This window comes from Paenibacillus lacisediminis (assembly GCF_046567315.2).
This window is the reverse complement of the sequence record NZ_JBKIAX020000005.1, coordinates 361170-377617: the sequence shown is the minus strand read 5'-3', so window position 1 is coordinate 377617 and position 16448 is coordinate 361170. Positions and strand designations below refer to the sequence as shown.

The 16448-nt window shown below is 53.5% G+C and carries 12 protein-coding genes; 2 read left to right on the top strand and 10 right to left on the bottom strand.

Annotated elements, in window-relative coordinates:
• Window positions 1-12 precede the first annotated feature (12 nt).
• The 10 genes from ACLD72_RS12785 to ACLD72_RS12740 form a co-directional block, all read right to left on the bottom strand.
• A complete protein-coding gene (locus ACLD72_RS12785; RefSeq protein ID WP_411002106.1) occupies window positions 13-1443 on the bottom strand; it encodes a flavocytochrome c in 1431 nt (476 codons plus the stop codon).
• A 152-nt stretch (window positions 1444-1595) separates the two neighbouring features.
• The gene (locus ACLD72_RS12780; RefSeq protein WP_411002107.1) at window positions 1596-2303 is read right to left on the bottom strand and encodes a response regulator; all 708 of its coding nucleotides are present in this window, start codon (window positions 2301-2303) and stop codon (window positions 1596-1598) included.
• 271 nt (window positions 2304-2574) lie between these two features.
• Window positions 2575-3696 carry a molecular chaperone DnaJ gene (gene dnaJ, locus ACLD72_RS12775; protein ID WP_411002108.1) on the bottom strand — a complete coding sequence of 374 codons (1122 nt, stop codon included), beginning with the start codon at window positions 3694-3696 and terminating at the stop codon, window positions 2575-2577.
• A gap of 158 nt (window positions 3697-3854) precedes the next feature.
• Window positions 3855-5705 (bottom strand): molecular chaperone DnaK, encoded by a 1851-nt coding sequence (gene dnaK, locus ACLD72_RS12770; RefSeq protein ID WP_411002109.1) that lies wholly within the window; start codon window positions 5703-5705, stop codon window positions 3855-3857.
• 56 nt (window positions 5706-5761) lie between these two features.
• Window positions 5762-6352 carry a nucleotide exchange factor GrpE gene (gene grpE / locus ACLD72_RS12765; protein ID WP_411002154.1) on the bottom strand — a complete coding sequence of 197 codons (591 nt, stop codon included), beginning with the start codon at window positions 6350-6352 and terminating at the stop codon, window positions 5762-5764.
• Window positions 6353-6458: 106 nt separating this feature from the next.
• Entirely contained in the window at window positions 6459-7490 is a 1032-nt protein-coding gene (hrcA, locus tag ACLD72_RS12760) for a heat-inducible transcriptional repressor HrcA (protein ID WP_411002110.1), read from the bottom strand.
• Window positions 7491-7594: 104 nt separating this feature from the next.
• Window positions 7595-8062: an N-acetyltransferase gene (locus ACLD72_RS12755; RefSeq protein WP_411002111.1), complete on the bottom strand. Its 468-nt coding sequence runs from the start codon at window positions 8060-8062 to the stop codon at window positions 7595-7597.
• 179 nt (window positions 8063-8241) lie between these two features.
• Window positions 8242-9456 carry a radical SAM family heme chaperone HemW gene (gene hemW / locus ACLD72_RS12750; protein ID WP_411002155.1) on the bottom strand — a complete coding sequence of 405 codons (1215 nt, stop codon included), beginning with the start codon at window positions 9454-9456 and terminating at the stop codon, window positions 8242-8244.
• A gap of 583 nt (window positions 9457-10039) precedes the next feature.
• Window positions 10040-11857 (bottom strand): translation elongation factor 4, encoded by a 1818-nt coding sequence (gene lepA / locus ACLD72_RS12745; RefSeq protein WP_411002112.1) that lies wholly within the window; start codon window positions 11855-11857, stop codon window positions 10040-10042.
• Window positions 11858-11947: 90 nt separating this feature from the next.
• Window positions 11948-13936, bottom strand: a complete 1989-nt coding sequence (locus ACLD72_RS12740; RefSeq protein WP_411002113.1) for a stalk domain-containing protein — start codon at window positions 13934-13936, stop codon at window positions 11948-11950.
• 326 nt (window positions 13937-14262) lie between these two features.
• On the opposite strand from ACLD72_RS12740, the gene ACLD72_RS12735 reads away from it, so the two are divergent.
• Both ACLD72_RS12735 and ACLD72_RS12730 read left to right on the top strand, forming a co-directional pair.
• The gene (locus tag ACLD72_RS12735) at window positions 14263-15222 is read left to right on the top strand and encodes a glycoside hydrolase family 113 (RefSeq protein WP_411002114.1); all 960 of its coding nucleotides are present in this window, start codon (window positions 14263-14265) and stop codon (window positions 15220-15222) included.
• A gap of 15 nt (window positions 15223-15237) precedes the next feature.
• Complete coding sequence (locus tag ACLD72_RS12730) at window positions 15238-16428, top strand: AGE family epimerase/isomerase (RefSeq protein WP_411002115.1); 1191 nt, start codon at window positions 15238-15240, stop codon at window positions 16426-16428.
• Window positions 16429-16448: the final 20 nt, after the last annotated feature.

Sequence of the window (16448 nt, the reverse complement as noted above, 5' to 3'; positions counted from 1 at the left end):
TCTGCACCCGGATTAGTTCAAAGCTTTGACGGCTTCCTGGGCGGCGATGCGCCCGAATGTTACGATGTCGGCCAGTGCATTGCCGCCGAGACGGTTGCCGCCATGAACGCCCCCGGTAACTTCACCTGCCGCATACAGGTTGGTTATCACAGCATCCGATTCGTTCAGCACCTGAGTCTGGGTGTTGATCGCCACGCCGCCCATCGTGTGATGGATTCCCGGCGTTACCTTGATGGCGTAATAGGCTCCTTTCGTAAAATCAAGCCGCATGTCGTCCCGCTGGAAATCTTCGTCCGCACCTTTGTTTTTCATGTCGGCGTAACGGTTTACGGTCTGTTCCAGCGCAGCGGCATCAACACCGATTTTAGACGCCAGTTCCGCAAGCGTTTGGCCTTCCTCAACCAAGCCCATTTCAAAATACGTCTCGGTTGCACCCAAATTTTCACGCAACTCATCATTAAAAATTAAGTAAGCAATACCGTCTTTTTGCGCCAAGATATTTTGGGATACGACATCCCGCGTCAGCAATTCGTTCGTAAACCGCACGCCTTCCTGATTAACCAAAATCGCTCCATCGCCGCGTACGCCCTCGGTGATCAGCACGCCATCACCAGGAATCGTTGTCGGGTGAATTTGAATCTGTTCCATGTCCACCAGCTTAGCACCAAGCGCCTGGGCAAGCCCGATGCCGCTGCCTTGCGCTCCCGGCGCATTGGTCGTCGCGAATCCCCGCAGTTCGGGTTTGTATTTGGCGACCATGTCCAAATTGGCCCCGAAGCCGCCCGTGGTTAAAATAACCGCCTTAGCGCCGATAGAAAAGGTTTTGCCGTCCTTGTCCGTCCCTTTGACGCCGCTCACCTTGCCATCCTTATCCGTCAAGATTTCCGTCACTTCGTGCTGCAGCCGGACATCGATTTGCAATTCCTCCAGTTTCTTTTTCAAAGCCATGACGATAAAGTTCCCGGCCGCTTCACCGCCTTCAGGTCTATGAATGCGCGGAACGCTGGCTCCACCGGCCTTTCCGACTTCCGACAGCTCCGCACCGTTCTCCTTCAGAAATTCCACTGAATCTTTGGCATTTTCCGTCAGCACTTTAACCAAATCGGGATTATTGAGATTTTTGCCCCCTTTCATCGTGTCTTCAAAATGAAGTTCCGGGCTATCTTCGATCCCCTGAGCTTTCTGATATTCGGTGCCCGCCGCGTTTAAACCGCCTTCCGCGCGGACCGTATTCCCGCCGACCATCGGCATTTTCTCCAGCAATATCACTTTGGCCCCCAAACTTTGCGCTTCGATGGCCGCCGTCATGCCGGCTCCGCCGGCGCCGATGACGACAATGTCCGCAGAGTCCCCGCTTTTTCCGCCGCAGCCCGGCAAAATCAACATTGCCGCCAAAATCATGACCAGCATTCCCGGAGCCCAAACTGTCTTTGTGCTTTTCATCCCGATTCCCTCTCCCTTTCTGGTTGTAAGCGTAAAATGCACGAAATATTGTGCAATATTTCACAAATGTAATTGTAAGAGGAGAGTCTGGGTTCGGCCAGCTTATGTAAGTACAGAAACCGTAAAGTAAGTAATGTAAGCATGCCGTCTTTTTAAAAATACAGGGAAACCATGCTGGATTTTTCCGGCACAGTCCAGAACTTGTCGAGCGGCCTGCCCCCGGTTCCGTAAATGATCTCCGTTTCGAGCACGCCGATGTCCGCCAGAAAATCAAGGTATTTGCGCACGGAAACGCGGGAAATTCCGACTGTCCGGGACAGCTCATTCGTTGAGAACCCCGAGTTGTCTTGCCGGGCGATCGCCTCCCAGACCATCTGCAGAGTACCCGAGGTCAGCCCTTTGGGCAGCGGACGTGATGCCGCCTGACAATCGCCGCGCCAGATCAAACGATCAACATCGTTTTGGCTCATGACCCGGCAGGAATTCATCGCACGGTACGTATCGCGGTACAATTCCAGCGACGTTTTGAATCGCGAGAAATGATACGGTTTGATCAGATAGTCAATTGCACCATACTGCCGTGTTTTTATAATGCTTTCCGGATCCCTCGCGGCCGAAATGACAATAACGTCGATATTTTGAGCGCGGCTGCGGATATAATTAAGCAAAGCGAAGCCGTCCTGTCGGCGCATGTACAACTCAAGCAAAATCAGCTGCGGTTTGACCCGTTCCAACAACCGTTTGGCCGCTTCGGCCGACTCCGCCGTACCCACACAGCGGAAACCCTCCACCAGTTCCAGGTAACTTTGGTTGAACTTCGCCACCATCGGATCATCTTCCACGATTAAGACCCTGATCATATGGCCGCCTCCTTTGGCGCAAACGGAAAGCTCAAACTAAACCGGGTACCCGTTGTTTGCAGACGGAATTTTGTTCTTCTCATCATGTTGCTTCCTCCCGTCGGTAAGCATGTACATAAATTTATTCTACCGAAGGGCCGGGAATGCGGCTATGAGGTTACGTACTCCGGGAGGTGATAACCCTGAAACCGGGATGCTCAAACAAAAACGCGCGAGCGTAAGGGAGTCCTTACTTTCAGAACTCTCTTTCGCCCGCGCGTGTTTTTCCTTATTATTCTCCGCGAAACGCCCGTTTCATACGGTCAAAAAACGATTGCTCATTTTCATGCGTAAATTCGCCTTCCAATGAAGCGAACTGGCGCAGCAGTTCTTTCTGCTCTTCACTTAGCTTCCGCGGTGTCATCAACACCACTTTGACATGCTGATCGCCCTGGCCGACGCCGCGAAGACGCGGAATTCCTTTGCCTTTCAGGCGGAAGAACGTGCCTGTCTGCGTACCGGCCGGAATTTTCAGTTTCACCTTTTCCGTCAGCGTCGGGATTTCGATCTCGTCGCCAAGCGCGGCCTGCGCGAACGTAATCGGCACTTCCAAATAAACGTCGTCGCCTTCCCGCTCGAAGTACTCATGTTCTTTCACGCGGATCACGATATACAAATCGCCGGGAGGGCCTCCGCGCAGTCCGCCTTCCCCTTCGCCCGTCATCCGCAATTGGGCGCCGTCGTCAACCCCCGCCGGAATCCGGACGTGGATTTTACGCTGCTTCTTCACCTTGCCGCTGCCGGAGCAGGTTGGGCATTTCTCTTTGATGATCTGGCCCCGGCCGCCGCAGGCCGAGCAGGAACGCCGGTTGACCATGCGGCCGAAAGGCGTGTTCTGCACGACCTCCTGCTGCCCGGTTCCGTGGCAGACGGAGCAAACCGTCGGTTTGGTTCCCGGTTTTGCGCCGGTGCCGGAGCACGTATCACAGTTTTCGGTACGCGGAATCGAAATATCGGTTTCTTTCCCAAATGCCGCTTCCTCGAACTCGATCGTCATCGTATATTGCAGATCGTTCCCCCGCTGCGGTGCGTTCGGGTCGCGTCTGCCGCCGCCACCGCCAAAGAACATATCGAAAATATCGCCAAATCCGCCAAAATCCGTGCCGGAAAATCCGCCGCCCATGCCCTGGTTCGGATCCACATGTCCGTATTGGTCGTAGCGAGCGCGTTTGCCCTCATCACTGAGCACGTCGTAGGCTTCCTTCACTTCTTTAAACTTCGCTTCCGCATCCGCCGCTTTGTTTACGTCCGGGTGATATTGACGGGCCAGCTTGCGATAAGCTTTTTTGACCTCTTCTTCGGTCGCGGTTTTCCCGACGCCCAGCACTTCATAATAATCGCGTTTTTCTGCCATCCTTCCACCCCCGTCTTGACTCTCGCGAACCAGCCGCGTCAGCACCGTTCCCTTAATCCGGCAAAAGGAAAGTCAAAGTGCGGAAGCCGCCCGCGCTTTGACCTTCCCAGTTCACCAAAGTGTATTCAATGCTTTACCGGTCCGTGATATCTTAAACGTTACTTCTTGTCTTCGTCAACAACTTCGTAATCGGCATCCACGACATTGTCGCGGCTTCCGCCGCCGGCCGCAGCGCCTTCGGCTCCTTCTGCGGCGCCGGCTGCGCCAGCAGCCTGCTGAGCCTGCTCATAAAGCTTGACGGAGAGCTGCTGCACGATCTCGGTCAGTTTTTCCGAAGCGGATTTGATTTGCTCCAGATCGTCGGTTTCGACCGCTTTTTTGAGCTCTTCCTTCGCCGCGTTCGCTTTTTCCGTTTCGGCGGCGTCCACTTTATCACCCAGCTCCTTCAGCGTTTTGTCTACGCTGTAAATGAGCTGATCGGCGTTGTTTTTCGCTTCGACCAGTTCCTTGCGTTTTTTGTCTTCTTCGGCGTGAAGCTCCGCGTCTTTCATCATACGATCGATTTCTTCGTCGTTCAAGCCGCTCGAAGACGTGATCGTGATTTTTTGGCTCTTGCCGGTGCCTTTGTCGGTCGCCGATACGTTGACGATCCCGTTGGCATCGATATCGAAGGTAACTTCGATTTGCGGCACGCCGCGAGGCGCGAGCGGAATGTCGCCGAGGATGAAGCGGCCGAGCGTTTTGTTGCCCGCGGCCATCTCGCGTTCCCCTTGCAGCACGTGGATTTCCACGCTAGGCTGATTATCAGCGTAGGTGGAGAAAACTTGCGATTTGCTCGTTGGGATCGTCGTGTTGCGTTCAATCATTTTCGTAAACACGCCGCCGGCCGTTTCGATACCAAGCGAAAGCGGAGTTACGTCGAGCAATACGACGTCCTTGACGTCGCCGGTCAGCACGCCCGCTTGTACGGCTGCGCCCAGGGCAACGACTTCGTCCGGGTTGACGCCTTTGTGCGGCTCTTTGCCGGTCAGCTTCTTGATCGCTTCCTGAACGGCCGGAATCCGCGTTGAGCCGCCGACCAGGACGATTTTATCGATATCGGCCGGAGTCATGCCGGCATCGCTGAGCGCGCGGCGAGTCGGTCCAAGCGTACGCTCTACGAGATCCGCCGTCAATTCTTCGAATTTCGCGCGGGTCAGGTTCACTTCCAAGTGCTGCGGCACGCCGTCAACGACCGTGATGAACGGCAGGGAAATCGTTGTCGTCAGCACGCCGGACAATTCTTTTTTCGCTTTTTCGGCAGCGTCCTTCAGGCGTTGAACGGCCGCTTTGTCCTTGCTCAGGTCGATGCCTTGATCCTTTTTGAACTCTTCCACCAGATAATCGATGACCTTTTGGTCGAAGTCGTCGCCGCCAAGGTGATTGTCCCCGCTCGTCGCTTTAACTTCGAAGAAGCCGTCGCCAAGCTCCAGAATCGATACGTCGAACGTACCGCCGCCCAAGTCGTACACCAGGATCGTTTGATCCTCGGCTTTCTCCAGGCCATAGGCAAGTGCCGCCGCCGTCGGTTCGTTGACGATCCGCAGCACTTCCAGGCCGGCGATTTTCCCGGCATCCTTCGTCGCTTGACGCTGGCTGTCGTTAAAATAAGCCGGAACCGTGATGACCGCCTGGGTTACGGGTTGACCCAGATAAGCTTCGGCATCGGATTTCAGCTTCTGCAAAATGATCGCCGAAATCTCCTGCGGTGTAAATTCTTTGCCGTCGATAGCTTCTTTATGGTTCGTCCCCATATGTCTTTTGATGGAGATGATCGTGCGGTCCGGGTTCGTAATCGCCTGGCGTTTAGCCGTTTCCCCGACGATCCGTTCGCCGTCTTTCTTAAAACCGACGACGGAAGGAGTCGTACGTCCGCCTTCCGGGTTCGGAATGACGACGGCTTCGCCGCCTTCCATGACCGCAACGCAAGAGTTGGTCGTTCCAAGGTCAATACCGATAACTTTACTCATTTGCTTATGTCCTCCTTAATAGGTGCATGTTTTTCTATGTGTTTTCAGCAGGTGTTTCAGCCGCTGACTTTGACCATCGCCGGGCGCAGCACTTTGTCTTTCAACATGTATCCCTTTTGCACGACTTCGACGACGATGCCTTCCTCGTATTCCTCGGATTCCACCTGCATGATCGCTTGATGGAATTCGGGATTAAACGGCGTCCCCTCGGCTTCCATCGCGGTGAGTCCTTCCGCCTTCAGCACGCCTTCGAGCTGGCGGAAAATCATCTCCACGCCCTTGGAATACGAGCTGTTGTCCGCGCTTTCGCCGGCGGAGCTGATCGCTCTTTCGAAATTATCGATCACGGGCAGCAATTCGGTAATCAGCTTGGCGGATGCGTATTTTCCCAGTTCTTCTTTTTCCTTCAACGTCCGGCGCCGGAAATTATCAAAATCGGCTTGGGCGCGAAGCAGCCGCTGCTGGTAATCTTCATTCTCCGCCTGCAATTTTGCCAGCTCAGGGCTCAAATCGGCGCCGCCTTCCGCAGCGGAACCTGCCGCTTCGTCTGCATTTACCGGTTCCTGCGGTTGCTCCTGCTGAACCGTTTCGTCCTGCCTGCTGTCTTCCGTTTCCAGGTTTTGCTCTTCTTTAACGTTATCATTCATCTCTTGTTCTTCCTCTACACTGTGATTGATGTTGTCTTGAATTGGCTGTGATTCCTTCAAGATGTTCACCTCCTTAACATGCAGTTAGGGCCAGAGTTCATGCATGTTAATGCAACCGGGACAAAAATTTGCTCAAATCCTTCGATAAAATGTCCAAAATTCGAATCACCCGGCCGTATTCCATCCGGGTTGGCCCAAGAATGCCGATCGTCCCGACCGTTTCCCCTTCAATTTGATACGTTGCGGTGATCAGGCTGCAGTTGGCGAAAGCTTCATGGTCATTTTCCGTGCCGATCCTCACTTGAATGCCCGAGCCGAGGGATGCCGAAGACATCAGTTTCGTCAGCGTCGGCGTCTCCTCCAACAGATCCAGAATGCTTTTCACTTTGTCCACGTCGCGGAACTCCGGCTGCGTCAGCATGTTGGTAGCCCCGCTCAGGAACAGGCGCTGCCCGTCCGAGCCGCTGCCCAGCACTTGATCAAGCACTTTCATCAGCTCTTCAAAATGCTCGATATGCCGCTGCATTTCCTGGCCGATTTCGTTATAAAGGGCGGTCTTCAGTTTGTAGATCGGCAATCCCGCAAGCTTGACGTTAAGCAGGTTGACCACTCTTTCCATCTCCGAAACCGATACGCCGGCCGGAACGGACACGGTTTTGTTCTCCACTTGTCCCGTATTCGTGACCAAGATCGCCACCGCCGTGTTCTCGTTCAGCGGCAGCAACTGAAAATGGCGCAAAGACGTATGAAAAACTTCCGGCCCCAGCAGGATGGAAGTGTAATTGGTCATATGGGATAAAATCGTGCCGGCATGCTGAATATGCTGTTCCGCCGCATTCAGCTTTTCGGCAAAAAACGCCTTGAGGGTTTTAAGCTCTTCCGGCGTAATCAGATTTAGCGGAGTCAGGTGATCCACATAGTAACGGTAGCCTTTAATGGAAGGTATGCGCCCCGCCGACGTATGCGGCTGCTCCAAAAATCCGAGCTCCTCCAAATCCGCCATCTCATTGCGGATCGTCGCCGGGCTGTACCCGACATCTCCACGTTTGGAAATACTCCGGGATCCCACCGGCTCCGCCGATCGAATATAGTCATCCACAATCGCAGTCAATATCATTCTCTGGCGTTCCGTTAACATGGCGATCCCTCCTGATCTAATCAATTTATCGATCGTTAGCACTCTAAGCTAACGAGTGCTAATCGCTAATACAAAAATACCAAACCGACCTGACGATTGTCAAGTCAGTCCAGTATCTTAAGCACAGCTATTTCATCACAGCATTGCTGCTTCGCACAATTTACGCAGTCCGTCCAAACTTTTTCCGGGAAAATCTCTTTATTTACGACGGTAAAACCATTCTTCACAAAAAATGAAACCTCATAGGTCAAAGCCATGACTTTAGGGATCGCCAGCTTCCGCGCTTGCTCCACCAGCTTCTCCACCAGCATGGAGCCGAGACCGCGCCCTTTGTACCCTTCGGCGATGCCAAGCGAACGGATTTCCACAAGCTCGTCGCCGAGCTTGCACAGCGAGCCGCAGCCTACGACCTGTCCGTCCACTTCCGCGACAACGAAATCGTTGATCTGACGTTCGAGCACTGCGCGGGAACGCGGCAGCATAATCCCTCTTTTGGCATATTCATCAATCATTGTATATAGAGGTTCGACGTCCTCAAGTTTCGCCTGTCTGCACACGACAACGGCTTGCATAGCTTTTCCCCCTCGATCTCCCAAGTCATGTAATATGAATAAATATACATGATAAGGTATAAAACTTCAAGCCATTTCTTGTCGGCCCTAAAGGATATACATAAGCCCAAAAAAGGGCAGCCGCCTCGCTTCATATCAAGCTGGGCAGCTGCCTTTTTTCTGTGATTGAATATATTCGCTTAAACCGTTAATACGCCGATAAACTCGGCAAACACTTCATTGCCGAACAATACGCCTTGTTTGCTAAGCCGGTAACCGCCTTGATCCTCGTGTTGCTCCAGGAGCCCGGCCGACAGCATCTTTTGCAGCGGCCCGGCAAAAATCCGTTCCAATTCGCTGTCCGCGCCAAACTGGGAGCGGAAGTCCGCCTTGCGGATGCCGTTCAACATGCGCAGCCCGACCATCACAAAATCCTCCATGGCCTCCTCGCGGGACACGGCGAACTGTTCAAGCCGGGGCAGCCCTTGGCCGGCCGCCTCCACATACGGATTTACGCCTTTAATGTTGACGTGCCGCTGTCTTTCGACATATCCGTGCGCTCCCGCGCCCAAACCGTAATAGTCTTCATTGCGCCAATAGGTGATGTTGTGGCGGCTTTCGTAACCCGGCTTGGCGAAATTACTAATTTCGTACTGTTTGCGTCCCGCCTTTGCCATCCGCTCCATCAGCAGCAGATACATTTTCAGTTCGTCTTCTTCGCTCGGCAGGGGCAGTTGATTTCTCTGATACAGCGTATGGAACAGCGTGTTCTCTTCCACTTTAAGGCTGTAGATCGAGTAATGGGGCAGCCCCAACTCAAGCGCGCGGGTAACGCTGTAGTCCAGCATTTCCACCGTCTGGTTCGGTAATCCGAACATCAGGTCGATCGACAGATTGTCGAGACCGGCGGCCCGGGCGTTCTCCAGGCTCCGGTACACGTCGTCGGTGTTGTGAATCCGGCCGATCCCGCTCAACAGCTCGTTCTGAAAGGCCTGCACGCCGAAGCTGACCCGGTTGACCCCGCCTGCCTTCATGACGGCCAGTTTTTCGCGGTCGGTCGTTCCGGGATTGGCTTCCATCGTAAACTCGATGTCGCTCGCCCAACGCGGGAAATGCTTCCGCACCGAAGTCAGGAAAAACTCCATCTCCTGCGGATTCAGCACGGTCGGCGTCCCGCCCCCGACAAAAATTGTCCGGATCTCACCGGGCGGCGTTTGGCTTACGGTCAGCTCCATCTCGCGGTCCAGCGCCTTCAGATAGTCCATCACCGGCTGATCCTTCAGCACGTAGGAGTTAAAGTCGCAATAGAAGCACTTATTGGTGCAAAACGGAATGTGTATATAAACGGCCTGCGGCGCTCGCTTTTTTTCGCTGTTAGACGCGGCGCTTTCCGCCGCCGGCTGACCGCTTAGCATAACGCTGCCCGCCGTCTGCTCAAGGTCCGGCATTCCCGGCCCTTGCCGCTTCGTCTGTTGGTCCATGGTCATGCCTCCTAAACTTTTTATTATTTCATATTATATAGTAGAAAAATTTAAACCCGGAAATTGTTCGGCCTATGTGCGTTGCTGCAGCGCTAAAGGTAGCGCTATGTGGTAGCGTAATGTGTTGGCGTAATGTGTTGGCGTAATGTGGTACCGTCATAGTAACATCACGCTTTCGCAATGGGCATTAGCGGTAAAAAATGGCGCTATTTACGGCAGTTCTGCAGAATCATCAACCATAGAGGAAAAATATGGCGTTATTCTTAGCAACTTCAGCTATTTTCGGTGAAAAAACTTGTTGCGCGAAAAAATAAGGACATAAAATTCCGCTATACTACCGAAGGAACCCAGTTCCGCAAAATAGCGACATAAATTACCGCTAACTTGCCGCCCCCCGGCTCTTATTTGAAAGAGGAAAGCCCTGCGGCTTTCCTCTTTCATCATGTTCAATCGCTTTTAACTTGCCATCCTGCTTCGGCGACCGCATTTGCGTATCGCCAGAACCAGGCGTTTCCGCTTAATTGTCGTCGATCTTCAGTACAGCCATAAACGCTTCCTGCGGCACCTCGACGCTGCCGACCTGCTTCATGCGCTTTTTGCCTTCCTTCTGCTTTTCCAGCAGCTTGCGCTTCCGCGAAATGTCGCCGCCGTAACACTTGGCGAGGACGTTTTTGCGCATCGCCTTGACCGTCTCGCGCGCGATAATCTTCGTCCCGATCGAGGCCTGAATCGGCACCTCGAACATTTGGCGCGGAATCAGCTCGCGCAGCTTCTCGCAAATGATCCGGCCGCGATGGTAAGCGCGGTCGCGGTGCACGATGAAGGACAAGGCGTCCACCTGCTCGCTGTTGAGCAAAATGTCCATCTTCACCAGGTTGGACTGGCGATACCCCGACAGATCGTAATCGAACGAAGCATATCCTTTGGTGCCCGATTTCAACTGGTCAAAAAAGTCATAAACGATTTCCGAGAGCGGGATCTGGTACGTAATTGTCACGCGCGTCGTATCCAGATACTCCATATTCACGAATTCGCCGCGTTTGTTTTGGCACAGTTCCATCACCGTTCCGACGTAATCGTTTGGCACGATGATCGCCGCCTTGACGTATGGCTCCTCCACATAGTCGATTTTGCCGACTTCCGGATAGTTGGACGGGTTGTCGATCGAAATCGTTTCGCCGTTCGTCAGCGTCACTTTGTAAATAACGCTTGGCGCGGTCGTGATCAGCGGAATATTGAATTCCCGTTCGATCCGCTCCTGGATGACGTCCATATGCAGCAGGCCGAGGAAGCCGCAGCGGAACCCGAAGCCAAGCGCGCTGGACGTTTCCGGCTCGAAGCTGAGCGAAGCGTCGTTGAGCTGCAGCTTCTCCAGGGCTTCGCGCAGATCGTTGTAATCCGACGTTTCGATCGGATACAGACCGCAGAAGACCATCGGGTTGATTTTGCGGTAGCCCGGCAGCGGTTCAGGCGTTGGATTTTTCGCGTCCGTCACCGTATCGCCGACCCGGGTGTCGCCGACCGTCTTGATACCGGCCACGATAAAGCCAACATCGCCGACGTTCAGCTCGTCCACGATCGTCATCCGCGGCTTGAACGCGCCGACCTCAATGACTTCAAACGTTTTGTCCGTCGCCATCATTTTGATTTTCGAGCCGGCTTTGATATGGCCGTCAATGACGCGCACATACACAATAACGCCTTTGTACGGATCGTAATGCGAATCGAAAATGAGCGCTTTAAGCGGCCGGTCGGGATCGCCCGACGGCGCCGGCACCTTCTGCACGACCTGCTCCAGGATCTCCTTGATCCCGATCCCCGCTTTGGCCGAAGCCAACACTGCCTCGCTGGCGTCGAGCCCGATGACGTCCTCGACCTCCTGCTTTACCCGGTCCGGATCGGCGCTGGGCAGATCGATTTTGTTGATGACCGGCAAAATCTCCAGGTCGTTGTCCAGCGCCAGGTAGACATTGGCCAGCGTTTGGGCCTCAATCCCCTGGGCGGCATCCACGACCAGCAAAGCGCCTTCACAGGCCGCCAAGCTGCGGGAAACCTCGTACGTGAAGTCGACGTGTCCCGGCGTGTCGATCAGGTTCAGCAAATACTCCTCCCCGTCATCCGCCCGGTAAGCCAACCGCACCGCCTGCAGCTTAATCGTAATCCCGCGTTCCCGTTCCAGGTCCATCTGGTCGAGCACCTGCTCCTGCATTTCCCGGGAAGAGAGCGCCCCGGTATACTCCAGAATCCGGTCGGCCAGCGTCGATTTGCCATGGTCTATATGTGCAATAATGCAGAAATTGCGAATTTTTTGTTGTCTTGCTCTAATATCAGTCATCCTTACCCCCACCACAAATCGTTGAAGTCTAATCAATTTATTATATCAGTTGCAGGGGCAGGCAGCAATCGGTACCGTTCCGTTTTAGAATCAGTTAATAATGATCGTAACTTTACCGTTCATGAATACGACGGTGTCGAAGTTGGCGTATACCCAGGTTTCAACAGTTTTGCCATTGGCATTCGCCGTGCTTTTGCCCGCAGGCTCTCCCCAGGATAGCAGAACCTGCTCCTTGGTCATGCCAAGATTGATATGTCCGGCTTTAATTTGATTCCAAATGGCGGAAGACCATTTATACTTCTTGTAAGGATCATAGTTAAAAAATGCCGAGCCATCACTAAACAAGTCCGATACGTGGCTTGAAGTCATAGAATAGCTTTTCAAAGTTTTACCGGATGCCGATTTAAAAACGACGATAAAGCTTCCCGTATCATCGGGCAGGATGTCCGTTACCGTCACTTTCGAAAAACGGTCCCATCCCTGGAAATAATTCACCCAGTAGCTTTTGCCGATATAATTAGCCAGGCTGCCTTGCATCGCTTTCTTGATCAAAGATGCCGTTTTCGTCGAAACGATGGTCATGTTTGCCAAGCCAAAAGAGATATTCGCCTCCTGCCACTCGCTATCCCATTTCACTTGGGCTTCTAAAGCTTCCGTAAGCAAAGAAGCGGGAATGAGCGTCTCACCCTTTTCGGTCAGGGGGGCCGCTTTTAAAGTAATATTCCCACCGTTGAGTTGCGCGCTTTTTTCATTCGCTTTAAAAAACAGCGATGTATCGCCGAGCTTGACGTCAAGCCCGCCGCCCGAGGGAGCGACCGTGCCGCCCATCGCCTGAAATACCGCTTTGGCGGGAATGTACACTACGCCGCCCACAACCTTGGCGTATTTTAGGTTGTTGCGCAGGCTGGCCGATATCGTTATCGTTTGCGAAAGGCCGCCGGAGGTTACCGTGACCTTCGATTCGCCCACGCCAAGCACTTTAAGGCTTCCATCCGATTCGATCCGCAACAAGTGGGGGTTATCGACCGTTACATTTGTCGCGTCGCCCTTCACCTTGATGTCCGCCCCGTTCGTGTAGGTCTCCTGAATATCCACCTTAATTTTGTCGCCTACGAAAGGTTTGGCTTCTGATACCGCTACGTTCAAAGCGCTCACCCGTGGCGCTTCGACCGGCTTCACTTCTCCCGCTTCAAACAACAGCCAACTGCCGTCGCTGCGCTGCGCGTACAAATGGTCCATGTCTGAGATCATGGAGTCCGAGATTACGGACGTTTTGACGATCTGGCTTAATCCCGGGTACTGCTCGGTCAGTTTGATCCGGTCCCGATAATCACCCGTCGCCCACACCGTACCATCCTTGCGCGTAACGATCAGAGCGTCCAGGGAGCGCCCAGATTTGCTTTCGGCAAACGCGATATGAACGGCATCTTCAGTCACGGTATAGGGAATAGGTTTGCCGTTGTCATCAAAATCAAAAGTTTGATACAATACCACTTTGCCGTTGTTATAGAGCAGCGCAACGCGCATATCATAAGCGGCAATGGCCGTTACGGCCGACGGATCGGATACTGGCCCGATCTTTGAGAAAACATTCGGTTTATACGAATCTTCGAAAAACAGTTCCCCGCTCGACGACAAAGCAGCAAGTCGGCGATCTCCATAAGCGATATGTTCGATATTCTCGAGGCCTTTGATTTTGCCCGTGCGGGTCCAAACGCTCCCATCCTCTTTTAGCCAAGCTTTACCTGCGACCTGCTTGACCTCCGTTTGGCCTTCCACTACTCGCGGGGTGATGCCCATATCCCACTCGATCAGTTTACCGTCCCGGGTTACCCCCAAACCGGCGTACTGTGAAGTCAGGGAAATCGAAACAACATCACCCGGCGTGCGCATCATCTGTTCTCCGTAAATCGAAGTCCACATCGTGCCATTGTCCATCAGCATCGCATAATCGCCCGCCATGTCCTTGATCCCCTGCTCTCCTTCAGAGGCCGCTTCAGCCGCCATCGGCTCCCAGACGCCTGTTCCTAAAGCCAGGATCAGGCCGACCGTAAGGACCAAAACTAATATCTTCCTCATCTCATGTCCCTCTCTCAACCGTTATTTTCACTAACCTTTTTAATTTCGCCAAAAAAAGACATTAGTCCTTCTGCGCCCACGTTCCAAGGAGTACTTTAGTCCTATCTAAGCTGGGGGCGAATTCCAGCGGCGCTATCCGCCTATTTCCCGGGTATTTCCAACCCTAACTCCTCTCCATGATCCGCTAACAAACTATAAAATTAAAATGTTGAATTCTCCTAATCTTTAGATATATATTAGTGACATAATCATAATTTGTTATCTAATTTTAAATAACAAATGATAACAAAAAATCAGAAATTCAAACTGGTGAGGTGAGCTCTTGCATGAATTCGTTAGCGCCTTATGTGGCCGGGATGACCTGGGGGTTTATGGGCGTTAGAGGCACCTGGGGCAATGAAGCCGCGGACCGTTCCATGGAAACAATGGTGAAATCGACTGGAGTCAACTGGACGGCGATCGCTTTTTCCGCGCTGCAAGCAACGGCTTTCTCGATGGAAATCCCTTATTGGAAGGAGCCGGCGGTAACCGATGAGGAAGTCAGGCGGGTGATCGGCAAAGCCAAGTCGCTTGGCTTGAAGGTATGCCTGAAGCCGATCGTGAATTGTGCGGACGGCACTTGGCGGGCGCATATCAACTTTTTTGACAAAGATGTTCCGTGCGAACCCAAATGGTCCGACTGGTTCTCCTCTTACCGGGCCTACATTTTGCATTTTGCGGAAATCGCCGAGGAAACGGGCTGCGAAATGTTTTGCATCGGCTGCGAGATGGTGCAGACCGACCGGCGTGAGCGCGAATGGCGGGAACTGATTGCCGATGTAAGAAAAGTGTTTAAGGGGTTGGTCACTTACAATTGTGACAAATACCAGGAGGATAACGTCGCTTGGTGGGATGCCCTCGACATTATCAGCTCCAGCGGCTACTATCCGATCGATGATTGGGACCGCCAGCTGGATCGGATTGAAAGCGTTGTACTAAAGTACGGAAAACCTTTCTTCTTTATGGAGGCCGGCTGCCCCAGCCGAACCGGCTCGGCGAAAATCCCCAACGACTGGATGCTTCAAGGGGATGCCAATGCAGCCGAACAGGCCGACTACTACCGCACGATGCTGCAAAAATGCGGTGAGCGCAGCTGGGTGCGCGGCTTTATGCTGTGGGATTGGCCGGCGCAGCTTTACGCCCGCGAGCAAGCCGCCGCCGATGACGGCTACTGCATTTACGGCAAACAGGCCGAGGCTGTCGTTGCCGAGGCATACGCCGCCAAATTGAATTTACCTAAGCGATAAGGAGGTCCATTCCCCATGGATAAACACCATTGGATGGGACAGCTGCGGCAGGAGCTGCAGGACAATATTTTGCCATTTTGGATCGACCATACGATCGATGCCGAGCATGGCGGGTTTATCGGCTTCATCGATCGGCAAATGAATGCCGAGAGCCAAGCCGACAAAGGACTGGTGCTTAACGCCCGGCTCTTGTGGACGTTCGCTTCCGCTCACCGCCTCTTTCCTACTGCAAAATATCTGGAGATGGCGCGGCGCGCCTATGATTATCTGACGGAACATTTCCTGGACCGCGTGTACGGGGGCTTCTACTGGATGGTCGACTACGAGGGGCGCCCTGCCCAAGATAAAAAGCAGGTTTACGGGCAAGCGTTCGTCATTTATGCGCTAGCCGAATATTACCGCGCGACCTCTAGCAAGGAAGCTCTGGATTTGGCGGCGGACATCTACCGGCTGCTGGAGAAATACAGCTATGACCCTGTCCATAAAGGGTATATTGAAGCTTTGTCCCGCGACTGGAAGCAAACCGGCGACTTCAGCCTCAGCAACAAGGACCTCAACGAAAAGAAATCGATGAACACCCATCTGCACGTGCTGGAAGCCTATACCAACCTGTACCGGGTATGGAAGTCCCCCGAGCTGCGGCACAGCCTGTCCGAGCTGATCGAAGTGATGCTGGAACATATCATCGACCCGCAAAACGCCCATTTTTGGCTGTTTTTTGATGAGTCATGGCAGGTCAAGAGCCGCCATATCTCCTACGGGCATGATATCGAAGGCAGTTGGCTGCTCATCGAAGCCGCCGAGGTGCTTGGCGATCCTGCCCTGCTGCAGCGTGTGAAGGAAACAGCGGTAGCCATGGCGGAAGCGGTTTATAACGAAGGCGTGGACAAAGACGGCGGCATTTGGAACGAGGCCGGCCCAAGCGGCCTGACCGATACGAACAAGGATTGGTGGCCCCAGGCAGAAGCGATGGTCGGCTTCTATAACGCCTATCAGTTGACCGGCGATGAGCGGTACCGGACCGCCACGGCAAATTCCTGGAAGTTCATCCAAACGCACCTGATCGACCGGGAGCACGGCGAGTGGTTCTGGGGTGTGGATCAGGGCGGCCGTCCCCTGCCGGGAGAGCCGAAGGTCAGCCCGTGGAAATGCCCTTACCATAACAGCCGGGCTTGTCTGGAAATGTTGGAGCGTTTGCAGCGGTAGAACTTTTAATTTCAATATGC

Coding starts and splice junctions, on each gene's coding strand:
- ACLD72_RS12780 (WP_411002107.1), bottom strand. CDS start 2,303: ATGATCAGGGTCTTAATCGTGGAAGATGATCCGATGGTGGCGAAGTTC.
- dnaK (WP_411002109.1), bottom strand. CDS start 5,705: ATGAGTAAAGTTATCGGTATTGACCTTGGAACGACCAACTCTTGCGTT.
- ACLD72_RS12755 (WP_411002111.1), bottom strand. CDS start 8,062: ATGCAAGCCGTTGTCGTGTGCAGACAGGCGAAACTTGAGGACGTCGAA.
- hemW (WP_411002155.1), bottom strand. CDS start 9,456: ATGCTAAGCGGTCAGCCGGCGGCGGAAAGCGCCGCGTCTAACAGCGAA.
- grpE (WP_411002154.1), bottom strand. CDS start 6,352: ATGAATGATAACGTTAAAGAAGAGCAAAACCTGGAAACGGAAGACAGC.
- ACLD72_RS12785 (WP_411002106.1), bottom strand. CDS start 1,443: ATGAAAAGCACAAAGACAGTTTGGGCTCCGGGAATGCTGGTCATGATT.
- hrcA (WP_411002110.1), bottom strand. CDS start 7,490: ATGTTAACGGAACGCCAGAGAATGATATTGACTGCGATTGTGGATGAC.
- dnaJ (WP_411002108.1), bottom strand. CDS start 3,696: ATGGCAGAAAAACGCGATTATTATGAAGTGCTGGGCGTCGGGAAAACC.
- ACLD72_RS12735 (WP_411002114.1), top strand. CDS start 14,263: ATGAATTCGTTAGCGCCTTATGTGGCCGGGATGACCTGGGGGTTTATG.
- ACLD72_RS12730 (WP_411002115.1), top strand. CDS start 15,238: ATGGATAAACACCATTGGATGGGACAGCTGCGGCAGGAGCTGCAGGAC.
- lepA (WP_411002112.1), bottom strand. CDS start 11,857: ATGACTGATATTAGAGCAAGACAACAAAAAATTCGCAATTTCTGCATT.
- ACLD72_RS12740 (WP_411002113.1), bottom strand. CDS start 13,936: ATGAGGAAGATATTAGTTTTGGTCCTTACGGTCGGCCTGATCCTGGCT.